General features: G+C 58.5%; 16 protein-coding genes. 10 read left to right on the top strand and 6 right to left on the bottom strand.

The annotated features are described in order from the left end of the window. The first annotated feature begins 221 nt into the window (after window positions 1–221). Window positions 222–1,013 carry a metallophosphoesterase gene (locus tag EFR00_RS21370; protein WP_077989905.1) on the top strand — a complete coding sequence of 264 codons (792 nt, stop codon included), beginning with the start codon at window positions 222–224 and terminating at the stop codon, window positions 1,011–1,013. A gap of 172 nt (window positions 1,014–1,185) precedes the next feature. Here the strand turns inward: EFR00_RS21370 and EFR00_RS21365 are convergent, their stop codons facing one another. Beyond that, window positions 1,186–2,514: a UDP-glucose dehydrogenase family protein gene (locus EFR00_RS21365; RefSeq protein ID WP_039621541.1), complete on the bottom strand. Its 1,329-nt coding sequence runs from the start codon at window positions 2,512–2,514 to the stop codon at window positions 1,186–1,188. A 320-nt stretch (window positions 2,515–2,834) separates the two neighbouring features. Next, window positions 2,835–3,434 (bottom strand): transglutaminase-like cysteine peptidase, encoded by a 600-nt coding sequence (locus tag EFR00_RS21360; RefSeq protein WP_009982573.1) that lies wholly within the window; start codon window positions 3,432–3,434, stop codon window positions 2,835–2,837. A 301-nt stretch (window positions 3,435–3,735) separates the two neighbouring features. Here EFR00_RS21360 and EFR00_RS21355 point away from each other — a divergent pair, with 301 nt between their 5' ends. The 5 genes from EFR00_RS21355 to EFR00_RS21335 all read left to right on the top strand — a co-directional run bounded on the left by EFR00_RS21355 (window position 3,736) and on the right by EFR00_RS21335 (window position 10,482). Then, window positions 3,736–5,163 (top strand): O-antigen ligase family protein, encoded by a 1,428-nt coding sequence (locus EFR00_RS21355; RefSeq protein ID WP_077989906.1) that lies wholly within the window; start codon window positions 3,736–3,738, stop codon window positions 5,161–5,163. Between the two features lie 285 nt (window positions 5,164–5,448). Continuing rightward, window positions 5,449–6,660, top strand: a complete 1,212-nt coding sequence (locus EFR00_RS21350) for a polysaccharide biosynthesis/export family protein (RefSeq protein WP_077989907.1) — start codon at window positions 5,449–5,451, stop codon at window positions 6,658–6,660. Window positions 6,661–6,745: 85 nt separating this feature from the next. Continuing rightward, window positions 6,746–7,453, top strand: a complete 708-nt coding sequence (locus EFR00_RS21345) for a hypothetical protein (protein ID WP_009989013.1) — start codon at window positions 6,746–6,748, stop codon at window positions 7,451–7,453. A gap of 51 nt (window positions 7,454–7,504) precedes the next feature. Further along, window positions 7,505–9,778 carry a polysaccharide biosynthesis tyrosine autokinase gene (locus tag EFR00_RS21340; protein ID WP_077989908.1) on the top strand — a complete coding sequence of 758 codons (2,274 nt, stop codon included), beginning with the start codon at window positions 7,505–7,507 and terminating at the stop codon, window positions 9,776–9,778. Beyond that, entirely contained in the window at window positions 9,778–10,482 is a 705-nt protein-coding gene (locus EFR00_RS21335; protein WP_077989909.1) for a hypothetical protein, read from the top strand. The genes EFR00_RS21340 and EFR00_RS21335 overlap by 1 nt, the downstream gene beginning before the upstream one ends. Before the next feature lie 160 nt (window positions 10,483–10,642). Here the strand turns inward: EFR00_RS21335 and rapA2 are convergent, their stop codons facing one another. Next, the gene (rapA2, locus tag EFR00_RS21330; protein WP_077989910.1) at window positions 10,643–11,350 is read right to left on the bottom strand and encodes a calcium-binding lectin RapA2; all 708 of its coding nucleotides are present in this window, start codon (window positions 11,348–11,350) and stop codon (window positions 10,643–10,645) included. 671 nt (window positions 11,351–12,021) lie between these two features. Here rapA2 and EFR00_RS21325 point away from each other — a divergent pair. The 4 genes from EFR00_RS21325 to EFR00_RS21310 all read left to right on the top strand — a co-directional run bounded on the left by EFR00_RS21325 (window position 12,022) and on the right by EFR00_RS21310 (window position 17,990). Further along, complete coding sequence (locus EFR00_RS21325) at window positions 12,022–13,575, top strand: right-handed parallel beta-helix repeat-containing protein (protein ID WP_077989911.1); 1,554 nt, start codon at window positions 12,022–12,024, stop codon at window positions 13,573–13,575. A gap of 466 nt (window positions 13,576–14,041) precedes the next feature. Further along, complete coding sequence (locus EFR00_RS21320; RefSeq protein WP_077989912.1) at window positions 14,042–15,805, top strand: type I secretion system permease/ATPase; 1,764 nt, start codon at window positions 14,042–14,044, stop codon at window positions 15,803–15,805. 15 nt (window positions 15,806–15,820) lie between these two features. Beyond that, window positions 15,821–17,161, top strand: coding sequence for an HlyD family type I secretion periplasmic adaptor subunit (locus tag EFR00_RS21315; RefSeq protein ID WP_077990034.1), 1,341 nt, complete (start codon window positions 15,821–15,823; stop codon window positions 17,159–17,161). A gap of 133 nt (window positions 17,162–17,294) precedes the next feature. Then, entirely contained in the window at window positions 17,295–17,990 is a 696-nt protein-coding gene (locus tag EFR00_RS21310; protein WP_039621523.1) for an SGNH/GDSL hydrolase family protein, read from the top strand. A gap of 40 nt (window positions 17,991–18,030) precedes the next feature. Here EFR00_RS21310 and EFR00_RS21305 read toward each other — a convergent pair whose 3' ends face one another. The 3 genes from EFR00_RS21305 to EFR00_RS21295 form a co-directional block, all read right to left on the bottom strand. Continuing rightward, complete coding sequence (locus EFR00_RS21305) at window positions 18,031–18,507, bottom strand: glycosyltransferase (protein WP_009994997.1); 477 nt, start codon at window positions 18,505–18,507, stop codon at window positions 18,031–18,033. Further along, window positions 18,504–18,962, bottom strand: coding sequence for a glycosyltransferase family protein (locus tag EFR00_RS21300; protein WP_009994998.1), 459 nt, complete (start codon window positions 18,960–18,962; stop codon window positions 18,504–18,506). The genes EFR00_RS21305 and EFR00_RS21300 overlap by 4 nt, the downstream gene beginning before the upstream one ends. Before the next feature lie 151 nt (window positions 18,963–19,113). Next, complete coding sequence (locus tag EFR00_RS21295; RefSeq protein WP_077989913.1) at window positions 19,114–20,154, bottom strand: acyltransferase family protein; 1,041 nt, start codon at window positions 20,152–20,154, stop codon at window positions 19,114–19,116.

Genomic DNA, 20,154 nt, shown 5'->3' with positions numbered 1-20,154 from the left:
GTGCCGGACGCGCAGCCGCGACCAGCCAGGCGAGCCTGGCGCAGGCGGTTCAGCAAAAGGGCGATGGGTCCTCGTTTTGAATGTGGCAATAGGTTCCAGCTACAATGTCGACGGGGCCGCGTTCAGGCCAACTTCTTATGATCACTAAACTTCGTGCCGTTGCGGCAATGGGTGAGAAATGGATCAGATCCGACAGCCCGCCACACGGCCGGGTTTCACAAATGGGTTACATGTTTAACTATCTCGTCCCGTGGCGACAACAGATACCGATATTGACTGGCAGCCATAAAAAGCGCGCTCGGCTGACATATGCCGAAGGCGATTTCGCCGCGGTCTATGCAATGAGCGATGTCCACGGATGTTATAGCGAACTCGTCGAGGCGCATCGCCGCATCGAAGCGGATGCCGAACGCATTCCGGGGCCGAAACTCATTCTCCTGCTCGGCGATTATGTCGATCGCGGGCCGGATTCGAGCGCAGTGCTGGAATTCCTGAGCAAGCCGCCGCCGCCGGGATTTCAGCGTATCGCCCTGTGCGGCAATCACGATTCGGAGCTGGTGAAGCTCTATCGCAAGCCGACGCGCCTTCTGGAATGGCTTGGTTTTGCCGGGACGGAGACGCTGAATTCATATGGCATCGACATCGAGCATTTGCTGCAATCGGCGGCTGGAAACGAAATGATCGCCCGCGTCATCCACAACATGATACCGGAGCGGCATATCCAATTCCTGGAGTCGCTGCCGATCTTGCTGCAGATGGGAAGGGTCGTCTTTGTCCATGCGGGCGTCAGACCCGGCGTCGATCTCAAGAAACAAAAGGACAGCGACCTTATGTGGATCCGGCAGCCCTTTCTCGACGAAGGGCCGCAGCTTCCTGTGCTGGTGATCCACGGACACACTCCGGCGCGAATCCCGACATTCGGTCCGCAACGCATCGGAATCGACACCGCGGTTTCGGCGACGGGCCGCCTGACAGTGCTGACGATTAAAGGGACGCGCGTCGGAATCCTGTAGAAGAGGAGGGCGAGGTGTCGTCCGATAATCGGCGGTGTCCGACGATGCGCTTTGCTGGTTTACACCCATGTCATTGTCCCGGAGCCGCTGCAGACTTCCGCACGCCATGCATAAAAAACGCCGCGGACTTTATGTTCCGCGGCGTCAGGATGTTGGATCTCTGCAGACCTTATCAGGAGTTGGTCGTTTCCTGGAAGAGATTGGTGCCGATGCCGGTATAGGTGAAACCGTGTTTGTGGATCTCGTCGCTGCGGTAGATATTGCGCAGGTCGACCAGGACCGGAGCCCGCATCGACTGCTTCAGGCGATTGAAATCGAGCGCACGGAATTGGTTCCATTCGGTGACGATGACCAGCGCGTCCGCGCCAGCGGCTGCTTCATAGGGGCCGCTCGCATACTCGATGTTCTCGATGACCTTGCGGGCGTTATCCATGCCTTCGGGATCGTAGCCGACCACCTGGGCTCCATTGTCCTGCAGGGTCTGGATGATGGCGATTGCCGGGCTGTCGCGCATGTCGTCGGTGTTCGGCTTGAAGGTCAGGCCGAGAATCGCGATCTTCTTGCCGCGAATGTCGCCGCCGACCGCCGAAATCACCTTGCGTCCCATCGCCCGCTTGCGGTTGTCGTTGATCGAGATCGTCGTCTCGATGAGACGGACCGGCGCGTCGAAATCCTGCGCGGTCTTGGCCAGAGCCAGCGTGTCCTTGGGGAAGCACGAGCCGCCGTAACCCGGACCGGCGTGCAGGAACTTGGCGCCGATACGGCCGTCGAGACCGATGCCGCGCGAAACGTCCTGGACATTTGCATCAACCCGCTCACAGAGATCGGCGATCTCGTTGATGAAGGTAATCTTCATCGCGAGGAAGGCGTTGGCAGCATATTTGATCAGTTCGGAGGTGCGGCGGGAGGTGAAGACCAGCGGCGCCTGATTGAGATAAAGCGGACGATAGACTTCGGTCATGGCTTCGCGGGCCCGGTCGTCGTTCAGGCCGACGACGATGCGGTCGGGGCGCTTGAAATCTTCGATCGCCGCGCCCTCGCGGAGGAACTCGGGATTGGAAACGACAGCGACATCGGCTGTTGGATTGGTTTCGCGGATTATGCGCTCGACCTCATCCCCCGTGCCAACCGGCACCGTCGACTTGGTGACGACGACGGTGAAGCCTTCCACATAGGTGGCGATCTCGCGTGCAGCCGCATAGACGTAGGAGAGATCGGCATGGCCGTCGCCCCGGCGGGAGGGCGTGCCGACCGCGATGAACACGACGTCGGCGCCACGAACGCTTTCGCCGACATCCGTCGAAAAGGACAGGCGGCCGGTGCTGGTGTTTTCGGCGACCAGTTGATCGAGACCTGGCTCGTAAATCGGAATGCGGCCTTCGCGAAGGGCCTCGATCTTACTCAGATCCTTGTCGACGCAGATGACGTCGTGGCCGAAATCCGCAAAGCAAACGCCTGAAACGAGGCCGACATAGCCTGATCCAATCATCGTGATGCGCATATTTCCCTCAAATCATTAGAGTAGAACGTCATGCTGCGTCGCAGCATGGGCCCCGTCATACTGAATCTGGCCGAAAAGACAACATCGAAGATCGCCTGGTGGCCCAAATCGGAATTCCAACTCAGGGCGCTGCGACCCGCGCCGGCTGCCCTGTCGACAGCAAAAACATAGATTTGTGTGGAAGATATGACAAGTCGAGCCGCGCATCGGAGCGGCTCGACTTCAACCCGGAACGGGTGGATTTTATTATTTAGATGTAGGCATTGCGGCGGCTCAGGCACTTCACAGCCTTGCCGGACTTGCTCCAGCCGCGCCCGTTTTTACAGGCGATACCAGACGTAGGGGTCGGTATCCGATTGGATTTTGTCCCAGCGCAAATCGGTATCGCGCCAGTTCTTGATGCTGCTTTTCCTGTTGTCGAGCACCAGGTCGCCCTTGTCGGTTCTGACGACAAGAACGGCGTGCCCTTCGCCGGAGGGCGTGTACGCCGTCGCAATCCGCAAAGCGCGCGACGACCAGCCCATTGCCATCAGCCGGCTGCGCTTGGTCAGCGCAAAATCCTCACAGTCGCCGCTGCGGACATTCACCTTCCAGACATCACCGTTAAGTTCGTTGCGGGGATCGTTCCTGCCGATCATCGTACGGTTGACGGAGTTGTTCACATCCTTCAACTGCAGCATATCCTTGTCCGTCAGCGCGAGGACCGACAAACCATTGTTGTCGCGGCATTCGGCAGGGTTCTGGGCGCAGAACAGCACCTGGGCGAAAGGCGGGATGATCGTTCCTTTTTCAGAGATAAAGCTCACTGCCGAAGTGCTGGTCAGGCCGCGAGCGAAACCTGCGGGGCCGGCGGCAAATGCAGAGCAGGCATTCGCTGCTGTAAAAGCCAGCGCCAGAAGTGTAACGAACGTCTTCTTCATCTCTTAATCCCCTTTCAGGGCAACCGATTGAGATCAGGCTTGCCTTTTTTCTCAGTCAATGGCATGGCGGATTAGTGATCTGCCAAGTATTGGGCACAGAACGTCTGTCCCGTTTCTGCTGCTTGACGGAGCATAATCGGGGCTGGTCGCGATTGGCTTAAGCCTTTCGCGACAATTTTAAACGATGTGGAATTCTGTTGCACTTTAACACGCAAGCGTTTGATATGCAACTTATGTTAGTACGAGTATATTAACCGTAATGGTTGTATCTCTCTCGTTGCGCTGCTGGTGAGCGAACCAAATGTTATCCAAACTCATCAACGCGCAGGTCTTACGGGAGACGATCCTCTTTGCCTTCATTGGCCTGGTAATATTGACGCTCATTCCGTTCGGAAGCGTCACGCCGTTTCCTTTCGCCTTCGCGGCGATCGGGATGTTTGCCCTGGCCATTATTGCGGGACTGCTATTTGGAGAGCCGAGGCAGGCCGGATGGGTGTTCAGCATCGCGCTGTTTCTGCTGGTCGTGCTGACGGGGTGGACGTTCGTCCAGACAATCGAACTGCCAGCCAATTGGCTGGCAAACCCTGCCTGGAGCGCCGCGCGTGACTTGGCGGGCGTTCAATACGCGGCGATCTCCGTTGAGCCGGCCGACACGCTCGCCTCGATTCTCTGGGTGGCTCTGCCTTTCGTGACCTTCCTGACCGGACTGGTGTTGTGCGACACCGATCAACGGGCGCGGAGAGTTCTTGCCAGCCTGGGGCTCACGGCGGGCGCAATCGCGGTTTTCAGTCTTATGCAATTTTCGATGTTTCCCAACGTCCTGATTGTCATCGAAAAACACGCCTACCTCGACAGCCTGACGGCCGTGTTCGTCAACCGCAATACCGCCGCGACTTTTCTCGGGCTAGGGACGCTGCTCATGCTGACCCTGGTCAGGGACCTTGCCCGTTCCTATTTGAACCATCCGCCCGGCGAGCCCGGCCGAAACGTTCTTCTCTTGAGAGTGTGGATCTACATTCTGCTCTTGTGCGCATGTTTCACCGCGTTGATGCTGAGCCGATCACGCGCTGGGATATTCGCGACCTGTGTTGCCGCTCTCATCTACTTTCCCTGGCTCGTCATCTCCTGGAACAACTCCAGGCGCCATATGAGACCGACGCCAAGATGGCGGTCGATAGTGAAGCTTCTTTCGGCGATGACCTTCGTCCTCCTGTTGCTGAGCATGTTTGCCGGCCAGGCGATTTTGCGCGCGCAACAACGGCGTCTTGAGGATGACGATCGCTTTTGCATCCTGCCGGGCATCTGGCGTGCCATTTCGGATCACTGGCTGACGGGAACGGGTCTTGGCACTTTCCGCACCGTGTTTTCAGCCTATCGCGATCCGGCCTGCGGCATTTTCGGGATCTTCGATCGCGCCCATAATTTCTACCTGGAAGGATTTCTAGGCCTCGGGATTTTATTTCCGATCGCGGCGATCATTGCCTTCGCGGTGCTTGCCAGGGTGTTCTGGCGGGGGATCGCTCAACGGCGCCGCTTGAGACATTATGTTCTTCTTGGACTGGCGGCGACGGTTTTGGTCGCCCTTCATGCCGCGGTGGATTTTTCGCTGCAGATTCCAGGCTTTGCGGTATTTTTCGCCGCTTTCCTCAGTGCCGTTGTCACCATCAGCCTTGGACGTAACGGCGGCGAAGCGGAACGGCAATATGTGCGGCCGGCCAGCGGTCGATGATTGAACAGATGGTTTCGTGAAGGTTTTTCGAAAATGCCGATTGTGGGGTAACGCGCTGTTGACTCTGAAACGCAAGAGATTTTATAGCGGGGGCAGCCTTCAGGGCGTTGCCGGCAAAAGAGAAGCCGGATTGCAGCGTATTCGCTTGGTGAAGGGCTTGGCGTTGCCAGCCTGCCACAGTTAGAGAAATGTTAATCCGCCTACAGTGATTATTGGTCAGGGATTGTCTTGTATTTTGTAAGATTGCGAGGCAGTAGCTTCAGGGGCGTCAACACAGGTTATTCTATGGGTTGTTTTCCTATCGGTAGTACACGCGTCGCCATTGTTGTAGCGCTAACGACTATATTGGCAAGCTGCACGTCGTTGCCAAGATCCGGTCCCGATCACAAAGATGTTGATCGAGGCGCGGCAGTGAAGGTCACAACGAAGGAGCGTCGCGTCGGTATCGACTACGCCTTGGTTGATCTCAGCAAGAACGTCCTGCCATATTTCTCCTCTCCGCAGCCGACCTCCTTCAAGGGATTTGGCGGTGGTCGCGGCGGGGCGCCTGAAATTCCGCTTGGTTATGGCGACGTCGTCCAGGTTGCTATCTTCGAAGCTCAGTCCGGCGGGTTGTTCATTCCGTCGGATGCCGGCAGCCGACCCGGCAATTACATCTCTCTGCCGGAGCAGACCATCGATAGAAACGGAACGATCACGATCCCCTATGCTGGTCGCGTTCCGGCCGCAGGTCGCCTCAAGGAGACCGTGGAGCAGGACGTCGAAGATCGGCTGGCCAGCCGCGCGATCGAGCCGCAGGTGGTTATTACGACAACGACCAGCCGCTCCAGTCAGGTGGCCGTGCTCGGTGACGTTAACAGTCCTCAGCGCGTCACGATCAGCCCGGCCGGTGAGCGCGTTCTCGATGTCATTTCCGCTGCAGGCGGTTTGACGACCAACAATATCGAAACGAATGTGACGCTGCAGCGCCGCGGCAAGACAGCAACCGTCGCTTACAACACGCTGTTGAAAAACCCGGCGGAGAATATCTATGTCGCGCCGGATGATACGATCTCGGTCGATCATGAGCGCCGTACCTATCTTGCGCTCGGCGCCGCCGGCGTCAGCGGCCGCTTCGATTTCGAGGAGTCAGACCTCACCCTTGGAGAGGCTATCGCCAAGGCGGGTGGCCTGCGCGACGACCGCGCGGATCCGGCTCAGATCCTGCTTTATCGCCTTGTCCCCAAGAAGACGGTTGCCGCGATGCATGTCGATACGACCAGGTTTGCGGGCGATACGGTTCCGGTGATCGTTCGCGCCAATCTTCGCGATCCGGCGACCTTGTTTGCTGTTCAGCAATTCAAGATGGAAGACAAGGACGTTATCTATATCTCCAATTCGGACTCTGTTGAATTGGTCAAGTTCCTTGACATCGTAAACTCGGTATCGTCCACTGTCGCCGGCGTGTCGCATGACGTGAACGATACTCGCAACGCAGTGCGCAATCTCGGACGTTGATTGAAATGGGCGGGCCGGCGGCGATCGTTAGTGATCGAGGCCGGCGGCCTATCGGCTAGCGGATTTGATGAAGGAAATTGTGGGTATGGCAAGGTCAGCTGTTTATCGTCGGCTTGCTTATAGCGGAATTATCATCGCGGCTTTTGCCGGCATGACTTCAAGCGCTCTTGCGGCTGCTTGCCTGGGGCCGGCAAATCTAACGCCGGTCGACATCAGCGGATTTACGGCCAATCCCGCCGTGCTGCTCGACATGTCCGATCCATTGGTTTTGTCATCGCGTGTACGCGCATTGGTCGGAAGCAGCGACGACGCCCTGTCGCCGGTGATCGAGCAGGCCAAGAAGGCCAATGCCGCCCAGATGGCGGCGATCGGCGCCGGTCTTGGACGGGCGGCCAACAGCTGCCAGGTCTCGGACCCGCAATTCAAGCTCGCGATCGAAAAAGCGGTCGCCGAGGCGGCCACTGCCGATCCTAACCTTGCGCCGCTGCTGGCGGCCTTTGCGAAGGTTCTCGCTGAAGGCGGCACAGCGGCACTCGGTCCGGGCGCAAGCGCGGCTGCGGCAGCATCGGGTATCGGCAATGACGGATCGATCGGCCGCACCGGTCCCGGGGCGGATGACGGTACGCCGTTTGAGGGCAGCGCCACAACTGCCGGCACGCTGCAGGTTTCGACTGCGGGGGACGGCGATAGTTCGTCGACCTCAACGACGACACTGATCAGCACGGGCGGGGCAGGGCAGTCGTCAACCGACCCGACGCAATCGACGAGTCAGAGTGTGCCCGTCACACAATAGCTGGATTTGCCTGTAGATCTTAGCGCTTGACGCCTTTGTTGGAGATCGAAATTGCTGTCGCCAGATAAACTTACGCCGCGTATCGACCCCTCCCGCGATACGGGAAACGAAGCTGATTTCATCGATTTCGACAAGCTCATTGCCATTGCTCGCCGGCAGTGGCGGATCGTTGCGGCTTGTGCTTTCGCCTTTGCCATTCTCGGCATCGTCTATGTTCTCACGTCCGTTCCGGTTTACACGGCCGACACGAGCGTGCTGATCGACCGCAGCGACAATCAGGTCATCAATCAGCTCGCCGCGTTCGGCCAGCTGGACGACGACGAAGGCACCGTTCTCAGCCAGGTCGAGCTGTTGAAGTCGGACACGATCGCCTACGCGGTCGTCGACAAGCTGAAATTGGTCGATGACCCGGTATTCAACGCACCGAAGAACTCGCTTTTTTCTGTCGCGACGCTGAAATCCCTGATGAATTTTCGTTCCTGGTTTGCCGATGACGCGGCTGTCGCGCCCGACCCGCAAGCGAAACGGAGAGCGGCCGCAGAAACGGTCGCGGGCAATATCGATGTCGAACGCGTGGGCAAATCCTACGTTCTCGATGTCAGCTACACCTCGCAATCGCCGGACCTAGCGCGTGAAATCGCAGCCGCGATCGCCGACGTTTACATGGTCGACAAGCTCAATTCCAAATATGAGGCGACACGCCGGGCCGGCGAGTGGCTGCAGGAGCGTATCGAAGAGCTTCGGCAACAGGCGCTGGACACCGACCTCGCGGTGCAGAAATTCCGCAGCGAGCATGGGCTTGTCGAGTCAGGATCCGGCACGCTGCTCAGCGAACAGCAGCTCTCCGAGCTCAACAGCCAGTTGATCACCGCCCAGGCCGCGACGGCCCAGGCCGAGGCGAAATACGCCCGCATCAAGTCGATCATCCAGGCCAAGCAGACCGATGCGATCGTGACCGACGTGCTCGACAGCTCGATTTCGAACGATCTTCGCAAGAAATATCTGGAAGCGTCGAAGCTGGAGGCCGAGATCGAGGCACGGCTGGGTCCGGACCACGTCCAGGCCGTCCGGCTGCGCGCCGAAATGGCCGAATATGAACGGCTGATGTTCGACGAACTCAATCGTATCGCCGAGAGCTACCAGAGCGAGCTGCAGGTTGCGCAATCGCGCGAGAAATCGCTGCGCGACAGCGTTGACCAGGCAACGGGCGTGGCCGCAACGGCGGGCGAGACGCAGGTTCAGCTTCGTGAGCTCGAGCGGACGCGCGATACCTATAAGAATCTCTATCAGAACTTCCTGACGCGATATCAGGAGGCAATCCAGCAGCAGAGCTTCCCAATTACCGCCGCACGTATCATCACAATCGCGGAGACGCCGACGAAGCCGAGCGCGCCGAAGAGAAGCCTCGTTGTCGCTTTTGCCATGTTCCTGGGATGTGCATTCGGTAGCGGCATCGGCGCTTTCCGCGAATTCCGCGATCGCTTCTTCCGCACCGGTGACGATGTCAAGGACATGCTCGACGTCGAGTCTCTCGGTGTCATGCCGCTGATCGAGAACAACGTCGAGGATCCGACCCTCGTCGATCCGGGCAATCCGCGCAGCATCGCCAGGGGCGGCAAGACGACGACCTATGTCGAGGAGCATCCGCTTTCGGCATTCGCCGAGACGCTTCGAAGCGCGAAGATCGCCATCGATATCAGCGCGGCCGATCAGCGCTGCAAGGTCATCGGCGTCGTGTCGAGCCTGCCGGGCGAGGGCAAGTCGACGACAGCCATCAACTTTGCCAAGCTCTTGGCAATGCAGGGCGCGCGTTGCCTGCTGATCGACGGCGATATGCGAAATCCCGGAGCGACCCGGGCGATCGGCCGCCATGCCGAAGCCGGCTTGCTTGAAGCAATCGTCGACAACCGCCCGCTCAAGGATCTTATTCTTCTCGATCCCAAAACGAAGCTTGCATTCCTGCCAACGGTGGCGCGATATCGCGTTCCGCACTCTTCGGAGTTGCTGGCCTCGCGTGGCATGGATCAGCTGCTTGAAATGGCGCGCCAGAGCTTCGATTACATTATCGTCGACTTGCCGCCGCTCGCTCCTGTCGTCGACGCGCGCGCCATTAACCCGAAGCTCGATGCCGTCGTATTCGTGATCGAGTGGGGCAAAACCTCGCGCAAGGTGGTTCAATCGACTCTGTTGTCCGAGCCGGATCTCTACACCAAATGCGTCGGCGCGATATTGACCAAGGTCGATCCGTCGCAGATGAAGCTCTACCGGACATTCGGCTCCAGCGAATATTACTATAAGCGTTATTCGCGATACTATACCGAGTGATGCTCGCCGGTCGGCTTCTTTCACCTGCAAGGATCGTTTTCCTTATCGTCACCGCGGTCTTCGCGGTGCTGGCCGGCCGAGAACTGTATGCTTCGATCAGAACCGCCAGCATCTCGATCGTTGCCGAAAGGATCGAGCGCGGCGACACCGTCACGGATGACATCGCGGCCAGATATGCGGCGCGCGCCATCGCCGTGGTTGACGGACATTATTGCCGATCGGACATTGTCGCCGCCGGGGTCACGCTGGTTCTGGCGCAGCTCGATCGGCAGAATGTCAATATCAACTACGACGCCTGGGTTGCCGCGGCCTCGAATGCCCGCCGCTACCTCCAATATGCGCTCTCCTGCATGCCGACCAACAGCAATTTCTGGCTTCGTCTCGCCGCCGTTCAGTCGACAATTGCCGAAGAGCCGCTTGCGATTGCAGAAATGATGAAACGTTCGGTCGCTCTCGCGCCCTATGATGAGTCGATCGTTTTGACCCGGTTTTATTTCTGGAACGATTTCACCGATGCAACACTTTCGGCGGCCAGCAGCGCCGTTGACGGCGATCTGACGACGATGTTGAAACTCGGCGACCGCTGCAGGGTCAATGCCACCATGAAAGCCATCAGCCCGCAGCTCCGTCCGGTCTTCGATCGGATCTGGGCAAGTGTCGGGGAAGGGGCGACGGCGCGGTTTCGGCAGCGCTGCAGCCGGTGATTACGGCTGCAAAGCTTCGGCAATCAAAGTCGGCGCCTTGAAGCGGTCTGTGGCCCATGACTGAAGAAGCTGGGTGACACGGTATCAGCTTTCGTCGCCATCGAGGCGACAACGCCCGCTGCTTGTGCCGCGGGCGTTGTTTCTTGATGGTTGTCGATGATCAGACTTCGACGCCGCCGGAAACGACGTCGGTGCCGGTAATGTTGAGCGTCAGAATGCCGGCGTCCGTGTGGCCTTGGCCATCGGAGATCTTGTAGTACTGGACGGTTTCGGTGACGTGATCGCCGGGCGCAATATCCTGCGTCAGCTCATAGGTGAACTCGCCATTCGCCTTGACGTGGAACGTGCCATAGGTGCCGAGAATATCGGTAATGGCGCCGCTATTGCCGTTGACGTTCGTGCCGTCGAACTGGCGGAGGAAAAGCTGACCATTGTCGCCCGGAATGTCGTTGGCCAGCGCGTTGCCGCTGATCAGATCGCCTTCGCTGAAGCTATAATGGTCGTCGACCGCGACCGGCTTGACCTGGGTTACGCCCTGAATGTTGAGGGTGAACAGGCCCATATCGGTGTGGCCGGCGCCGTCGGAGATTTTGTAGGAAACCTTCTCCTGAAGCAGCTCGCCGTTGGCGAAGCCGATCTTGGCGGCATCGCTCAGCACATAGGTGTAGCTGCCGTCGGCCTTGACGTAGAAGGTGCCGTAATCACCCTGGATCGTGGTGACCTGGCCGGGCTGTTTGGCGCCGACGCTCTGTTGGTCGAAGGCGCGCAGAAAAAGATTGCCGTCAGATGTATCGTTGCTGAGCAGGTTACCCGAAATAACATCGGTTTCCAGAAATGTTGCAGTATCGTCGGTTGCGTGAATAGCCATGTGCCTCTCTCCTTCAAATTGATCTCCGCCGGTCATCTTTGACTTCAGCGGGCTGCCCGATTAAGTATATCTTAATACAGGGAGTCAAGCGTATGGTTAACAACTGATTCACCTTTATAGGTGTATTTTATCAATAATGACACACGTACAATGCGCATAACGCAATGAAAGACTTAGATAATGTTGCTTTAACAATAAGTGATTGTCTCGAGTTGTCATATTGCGGTGCCGCTTTCTTCTCGCTGAAAGAATCGTTATTCAGGATCAAGGGTAGTTAAAACGGATGATGCTTTATTCTGTTGTGCAGGCAGCGTGTAATCACTTTGGATTATGGATTATTTCTGCAAGTTCCGGCGGAGATTCCCGGAGGCAATGCCTGTCATATTACCATCATACAGGGATTTTCCGTGAGCGCTGTCCTCGCGCGGCGTAGGTCAGCCGAAGTCCTGCTTGCTCGGGATCCGAGCTTGGCAACTGCATCCGGCCCAGTAAGCCGGCTTGCCGCGGTGAGGCTGCAACCTTGTCGCGATGAAGTATAATTGGTACACCAAGCTGTTTATATTGATGGCGCAAGAATTATTGCCAGATATCACGCATTTTAGTGTTTCATTTTAGCAGCCGGAGAGAGGTCGGCGGTTAGAAGATTTTCCATTACCTTGGGAGATCGCAGCATGACCGTCTATTACGTGAATTCACTAACAGGATCCGACAGTAACAACGGAACCGGTGAGAGTTCAGCCTTCGCGACTTTGGCTGCTGTTGAAGCCCTGAGGTTAAATCCGGGCGATAGCGTGCTGCTTGCCGCCGGAAGCGTGTTTAACGAACAGTTCGACCTGAAATACTCCGGCAGCGTCAGCGCTCCGATCACCATCGGCAGCTATGGCATTGGTGAGGCGCCGGTCATTCGCAGCAGCAATGACGGGATCCACGGCTCCAAGGCGTCGAATATCATCATCGAGAACATCAAGATCGCCGATACCGGCGCCAACGCGATCTATGCCGGCAATGTCTCGAACTGGACCGTGCGCAATGTCGAAGTGTCGAATACCGGCCTTTCCGGGAAGCCGGGGTCGGTCAGCTTCCAGAGCAGCCAGAACATCACCATCGAGAACAGCACATTGACCGGCGTGCATTCCGACGGCATCTGGATGGACAAGGTCAAGGGCGTGACCCTCGTCAACAATACGGTCACCAACAGCCAGGGCAGCGCTGCCGACGCCATCCAGCTCAACGACAGCAGCAATATCCTGGTCAAGGACAACCATCTGGAGCAGACCGAAACCAACAGCGCCAAGGGTGTGCTGGTGCTGATCCGGGCGCAGAACGCCGTGGTCGAGGGCAATACGCTGGTGGGCGGCGGCTTCGGGCTAAGTGCGCAGGCGGGCACGAACATCGCCATCCACGACAATGACATCTCGGGATATGGCGGCTACAGCTGGTCCTACGGCATCGGCCTCGGCGATCAGGGCAACGCGATAAACTACGATATCAGCGGCAATTATCTGCACGGGGGCGTTTACGGCGTGCTGATCAGTGCGATCGGTAATCCCGCCTATATCCGCGAGAATATCGTCATCCATGACAATGTTTTCGACGATCTGTCGTCGTCGGCGCTGAAGGTCGACAAGCCGGCATCGGGCTCCTTCTACGACAATATCATCGACAGCGCCGTGCAGACGCTGACGATGCCCGCCACAATCGCCGCCCAGAACACGTTCACCATGGGCGAAAGCAAGACGCTCGAGCAAGCGCAGGCCGCAATCGACAGCGCCGCCGGCAGTACGACCGGCGATACGCAGGTCAGCTCTCCTGCGCCTGTCACGGAACCGCTGGTCGCCACCCCGCCAGCCGCCATCCAAAAGATTGTCGCCGTCCATGACAGCCTGAAGATCACGGAAGATACCGGCAGCGCCTTTCACGGCAACCTGCTTGAGAACGACCGTGCGAGCAACGGCACGATACTGCTTCGCCGGTTCGGCGACAGCGCGGTCGACAAGCACGGGCTGACGCTGACCGGGAAATACGGCGTCATTCACGTGGAGAAGGATGGCGATTACAGTTACACGGTCGATGCCGCCAAACTCGTCGGCCTCAGCGGCAAGGTCAGCGAATCCTTCCTATACAAGATCTCCGATGGCGCCTCCCATATTGACGCCGACAGCTTGAGCGTCTCCATCAATGTCGACACATTCCACAGCAGCCAGAGCTCGCACTTGCTTTCCTGAGGTTGAGGCGGCCCCGGCATGTCCCCGCCGAGGCCGCTCGATTGCCGTCCAAGTTGGGACGGGTTCCGTCTGCCGGACCGATGAGAGCGGCAAAATGTTCCGCCATGGCCAGATAAATCGAACTATAGATTGCATTTATAGTTAACATGGTAGTAGATACCGAAGCTAACGCGCCACGCTTTCGCCGCTTTGGACCCTTATTGGGCGACTTGCGCTTTTCACTTGCTTGCGACGGCATGTTTATCGTACCGTTAAAGTTAGGGCCTCTGAAATTGTTCGTGATAAATTTGTATTTTCGGTCACGTTTCGGTGGGATTCATGTAGTAGTGTAGGAGCGTGCCAACGGGTTCGGCGAGGGTGCCGAGTCCGAGGGCAGCCATGTCAATGATCGGGCCTGAGGGGCCTGCAACTGCAGTGCGGACCGGCGTATTCGCTGCGTCCGCGTGCGGCAGGAGAGGATTGCTTCGTGTTTCAGAGTTCAACAGCTGACGTCAATGAACCGTCCAAAGCCTTGCGGAAATGCAAAAGCGGGCTGATCTTCATTGGCATAGCCAGCGCGCTTATCAATATCCTCTACCTTACAAGTTCATTTTTTATGCTTGAGGTGTATGACAGGGTTATTCCCAGCAAAAGCATACCGACGCTCGCCGCGCTGGCGATTCTTGCGTTAACGCTTTACGCCTTTCAGGGAGCCTTTGAGGTTCTCAGGAGCAGAATGCTCGTTCGTGTTGCCGGTGCGCTCGACGAGATGATGAACGGGCGGGTGTTTCGGGCGCTCATCAAGGCGCCGCTGAAGGTCAAGATCGGCGGCGACGGGCTGCAGCCCCTTCGCGATTTCGATCAGATCAGAACCTTCCTGTCCGGCATGGGTCCGACGGCGATGTTCGATCTGCCCTGGCTTCCCTTCTATATCGTCATCTGTTTCCTGTTCCATCCGGCGATCGGATATATCGCCATCGGCGGATCGCTGGTGCTCGCCATCCTGACTTTCCTGACCAACCAGGGTACGCGTACACTCTCTAAGCAGCAGTCGGAAGCCGCCAATATGCGCAACGCTTTTGCGCAGAGCTCGATCCGCAACTCCGAGGTCATCCACGCCATGGGCATGGCAGGTACCATGGCCGAGATCTGGGATCGCAGGAACGGCGAGTACCGGCAAATCACCCGGCAGGCATCGGATGTCGGGAACGGATATGCGACGCTGTCGAAGATTTTCCGTATCGCTCTGCAATCGGGAACGTTGGCGACCGGCGCCATCCTCGTCATTCAGGGGCAGGCCTCTTCGGGCATCATCATCGCCGGCTCGATCCTGACATCCCGGGCTCTGGCGCCTGTGGAAGCGGCGATCGGAAATTGGCGCGGTTTCGTGTCCGCCCAGCAGAGCTGGGGCCGGCTGTCGAATCTGCTGAAGACAATTCCGGAGATCCCGGCTCCGCTGACGCTTGCGGCGCCTTCCAAGCAGGTCACGGTCGAGGGTGTGGCCAGCGGACCGCCGTCCGGCCAGCGGCTGGTCATTTCCGATGTCAGCTTCGGTCTGCGCGCAGGCAGCGCGCTCGGCGTCATCGGCTACAGCGCCTCGGGCAAGTCGTCGCTGGCGCGGGCGATGATGGGCATCTGGCCGACGGTGAGGGGCTCCATTCGCCTAGATGGCGCGGCACTCGACCAGTGGGACGGCGACGCCCTTGGCCGCCATATCGGTTACCTCCCGCAGGACGTGGAGCTTTTCTCCGGCACCGTCGCGCAGAATATCTGCCGCTTCGCCAAGGAGATGTCGCCGGAGGCCGTGGTTGCGGCGGCGAGGGCTGCGCGCGTTCATGATCTCATCCTGCGTCTGCCGAACGGTTACGAGACCGAAATCGGCGAGGGCGGTGCGGCGCTTTCGGCCGGTCAGAGACAGCGTATCGCCCTTGCGAGAGCGCTTTACGGCGAGCCGTTCCTGGTCGTGCTCGACGAGCCGAATTCCAATCTCGATGAGGAAGGCGAGCGGGCGCTGAGCGCTGCGATCATGAGCGTGCGGGCACGCGGCGGCATCGTCGTCGTCATCGCGCATCGCTCCGGCGTTCTCGCCGTATGCGACTTCGTGCTGATGATGCAGGAGGGCAGAATGATCGCATTCGGCCCCAAGGAAGAAGTTCTGGCGCGGGTCAGCCGGCCTGAGGCGACGCGCACTTCGATTTCGGAACGCGTGGCTCAGCTCAAGGTCGTGGTCGAAGGTAATGCGGCCGAATAGGCCGGAAGGACGATGATGAGCAAAATCACCAATGAATCAAAGCGGTCCCTCAACCGTCACGTCGCCGTTGTCGGCGCACTGTCTCTCGCGCTGGTGTGCGGCATAGGCGGTTGGGCGGCGACGACCGAGCTTTCCAGCGCCGTCATCGGCGAAGGCGTGGTCATCGTCGACGGCGACGTCAAGAAGATCCAACATCCCACGGGCGGCATTGTGTCGAAACTCCTGGTCGCCGAAAACGACCATGTGTCGGCTGGACAGGTGTTGATACGGCTCGATGGAACGACGACGAAAGCGCAGCTCTCGATCGTCGAAAGCACGCTGGCGCAGCTTTATGCGCGTCGTGCCCGTCTCAAGGCTGAACGGATCGGCGCCGATTCGTTCAAGGTCGAGGAAAACATCAGCGATCTGATGACATCCAGCGCTGCCGCATCCAACAAGGCGGCGTCCAGAAATGCCGCACAGGATCTTCTCGACGGCGAACAGAAATTGTTTGACAGCCGCAGGTCGGCGCTCGTCGGAATGAAGAGCCAGTTGGCGTCGCGCAAGGATCAGCTGGCCGAGCAGATCAAGGGTCTGGTCGTTCAGATCAACGCCACCAATGATTCCCTCAGCCTGATCGAACAGGAACTGGAAGGCGTCGATGCGCTCTACAAGAAGGGACTGGTCACACTTCAGCGATTGAATGCGCTCAAGCGTGCACGCGCCGACCTTCAGGGCAATAGCGGTCAGGAAATCGCCGCAAAGGCGGAGGCCGAAGGCAAGGCGATCGAAATCGATCGCCAGTCGATCCAGCTGGACGAGGATCGCCGTTCGGAGATTGCCAAGGAACTGACCGATGTCGAGGCGAAGATCGCCGAAAATGAAGAGCGCCGTGAAACCGCGCTCGATCAGCTCCGCCGTCTCGATATCACCGCGCCATTGAGCGGCAGGGTCCACGAACTTGCCGTTCATACGATCAACGGCGTCATTGAGCCGGGCCAGACGCTGATGCTCGTCGTTCCCGAAAACGACGATCTGACCGTCCAGGCGAAGGTCGCCACCCGCGATATCGACCAGCTCCATGTCGGGCAATCCGTCGATGTGCGTTTCAGCGCCTTTGATCAGCGCACGACGCCGGACGTGCGGGCGGTGATCACCTCGATTGCGCCCGATACCGTCAAGGATGAGCGAACCGGGATCAGCTACTATCCCCTGCGCGTCAAGCCGGAGGCGCAAAGTATCGCGAAGCTGAAGTCGATCAAGCTTTATCCCGGCATGCCGGCCGAGGTCTTTATCAAGATTGCCGATCGTACCGTCATCTCCTATCTCACCAAGCCGCTGACCGATCAGATGCAGCACGTCTTCCGTGAGGAATGATCGGCGGCTTCCGCGCGCCGCTGCTGCATAACGCAGCCGCTGAGGTCAGCTTTGCCCATTCGGCTGGGGCAAAGCTTGCCTTGGCGCCATCCCGGCGCGTGACGGATAGCTCCCGCCGCGATAGGGTCTCTTCATGATATGTTTGCGGCTTTGGCGAGCGGTGCCGACGGAGAGGCGACTGGCATGGGCGTGGGTTCTGCTTTTGGCCTGCCTCGTCATGGTTTCATCGACCGGGGAGAGTGATGCCGAGGACCTTCCGCCGGTGAAAATCGTGGCTTTCGGAACATCGCTGACGGCGCGCGGGGGATGGCAGGCCGGACTGGAGGCAAAGCTTGCCGCCTGCCTGCAGAGACCGGTCAGGGTCGACAGCGTCGCCAAGAGCGGCGAGACGTCGGCCTGGGCTTTGAGCCAGCTGGACCGCGTCGTTGCCGAAGAGCCGGATATCATTCTGATCGAGCTCTACGCCAATGACGCAACATTGCACCGGCTCGTGTCGCTGGCGCAAAGCCGGAAGAATATCGGCGACATTCTCGATCAGCTTCATCGGCGCCTGCCGCGCGCGCGGATCATCCTCATGGCGATGAACCCGTTTTCGGGACTGCGGGGACTGATCCGTCCCTTCGTCGGCAGTTATATCTCGGCCCATCAGGCGGAGGCACAGAAGCGCGGTTTGGAGTTCGTCGACAACCGGCCGGGCTGGGAGCGCCTAAGCGCGGACGATCGGGCCGCCGCAATTCCCGACGGCGCGCATCCGCGGCCGGAAGCTGCTACGAGGATCATCGTGCCAGCACTCCTCGGACACATTGCCGGCCGCGATTGCGGAGAATGAATCTCCGCCTTCCCAACGGCGTCTGCGGCCGGTCGCGGGCTCAGCCTGCCGCGAGATAACCCTTCAAATAGTTGACCAGCGACGTCCGGCCGACATCGGACGGATCTTCATGAGAGGGACTGCTGAGGTCCTGCAGGAGATAATCTTTCAGTTCGTCATCGTCATGCGCGACATAGATGCCCGGCCGGTCGACGAGCTGGCTGACGGTCGCCAGCTGATGATCGTTTCGGTGTTCACCAAGGGCTGCCTTGCGGGGAACGAGGATAATCGGCTTGCCGAAACGTTTCGCCGTGAGCACGGTGCCGATGCCCGCGTGAGAAACGATGACGCTCGCCTCGCGAAACATCCTGTCGAAGTCGGCAGGTTCGATATTCTTGATCCATTTCATGTTCTCAGGCGTGTAGGTGCCTTTGCCGATCTGCGCCAGAACCGGCCTGGGCAACTCTTTGGCGAAGGCATCGACCGCCTTGACGAGGCGGTCGAACGGCAGCTGGGTTCCGACGGTGACCAGGATCAAAGGACAGCTCCTGCGTAATGCGGGCCGTCCGGCCGCGACAGATGTTGCCATTGCGTGAGCCAGAGCGTGGCAATATGGCCGGCCAGTTTCCCCGAAAGGGACAGTTTCTCGACATTGGCGACGCTATCGATCCAGATCGTGCGCTTGCCTGTCAATTTGCCGGCAAGCAGGCAAAAAAGCCCGGGCGCGGCACCAGTGGAGATGATGACGTCAGGCCTGTGCCTGATGACTATGGCGAAAGCGCTGAAAAAACACCGGATCGACATGGTGATCGAATCGCGGCTGCAATCGGGAAGGACCAGTCCGTCCCGAATGTCGTATTTGGAAAGCAGTCCCGGGATGGTGGTAGCAAAAATGATGTCGCAGCCCTCGAAGGCGCTGCGCATGGTCATCAGCTGTTCCCAATGGCCGCCCCCTGACGACGCAGCGAGAACCTTCAATTTTTTCTCAGCCATAGACAGGCTTCTCCTATGTTTGACCGATGATTAGAGGCAAGACCATTCCACCGAAACCGTGGCTGTAGCACGGCAGTTTAATCGAATTCTAACATCATTGGCCGGCAGGTCGAGCGCATGGGTCGGGAAAATCTCAATTCGGGGCAGTGGCTCACCTGACATACTTATAAACGGATCCCGCCATCGGCACTGCCTGAAGCGCCATCTTGGCCAAAATCGGCAATAATGTTCCTGATATCATCAATATAGCGATCATGAATGCAAACCATGGCCCGTGATAGGGCAGGATCTTCACATAGACACCCTTGGCTATTCCAATGAAGATCGTATTGAGCAGATAGATCACCATCGAATTCTGGCCGAACCAGAGAAGGATCTTGTCGTTTTCGAAAATCGGCAATCTGACCAGAGCATGCAGGAACGGGATCGACGCCGCCCCACATAGAAGAAGCCAATAGGGGAAGCTCCGGCCGATATAAAGCGCGGCCGCGAAAACGATCAGCCAGACGACGATATATTTGGAGAATATATTGAGCGCGTAGGCGGAGTATTTGCAGCTCAGCATGCCGGCGGCGAAGAATACGAAATAGCTTAGAATTCGCGCGACATAAAACCTCTCCGAAGCGGGGATGAAGTAGATCGCCAGCGAGAACAGGAAAAGGATGCCGATCTGCCGGCCGCTCAGCCGCCACAGGATGGGTGTCAGCACCGAATAGACGAAAAGCACCAGAAGGTACCAGATCGAAATGGTCGGGTTGTTCGGGCTGTTCGAAATTACCGCCCATGGCCCCTGCCAGAAGCCGCTGACGCCATCGTCGACGTGAATGAACATCTCGGCGAACTGCTTGCCGAAGACGTTGATCAGGCACATCACGATAAACGGGATCAGCAGCCGGTCAAACCGCTTGGCGAAGAACGCGCCGAAGTTCCGGTCAAGCGCGTTGTGCGCGCCGGTGAAAAAGAACACGAAGCCGCTGAGATACATGAAGAAGGGCATGTGGAACGTGTAGATCGCCGCTTTCGTCGCCTGGTACCATGCCTGTTCGCCAAGCGTGCCCTGCATGACGAGGTGGCCGTAGACGACCAGCAGGATGCCGAGGCCTTTGCCGCGCTCGATATCCAGCAACTTTTCGCGTTCGACGCTGACCGTGGCTCTCTTCGATTCCGGCACGGCCATTGGGGCGCTGGTCAT

Source organism: Rhizobium sophoriradicis (assembly GCF_003939025.1).
Taxonomy (GTDB): Bacteria; Pseudomonadota; Alphaproteobacteria; order Rhizobiales; family Rhizobiaceae; genus Rhizobium; species Rhizobium sophoriradicis.
Note: the sequence above shows the minus strand (reverse complement) of the source record. Positions and strands in the feature narration are given on the sequence as shown.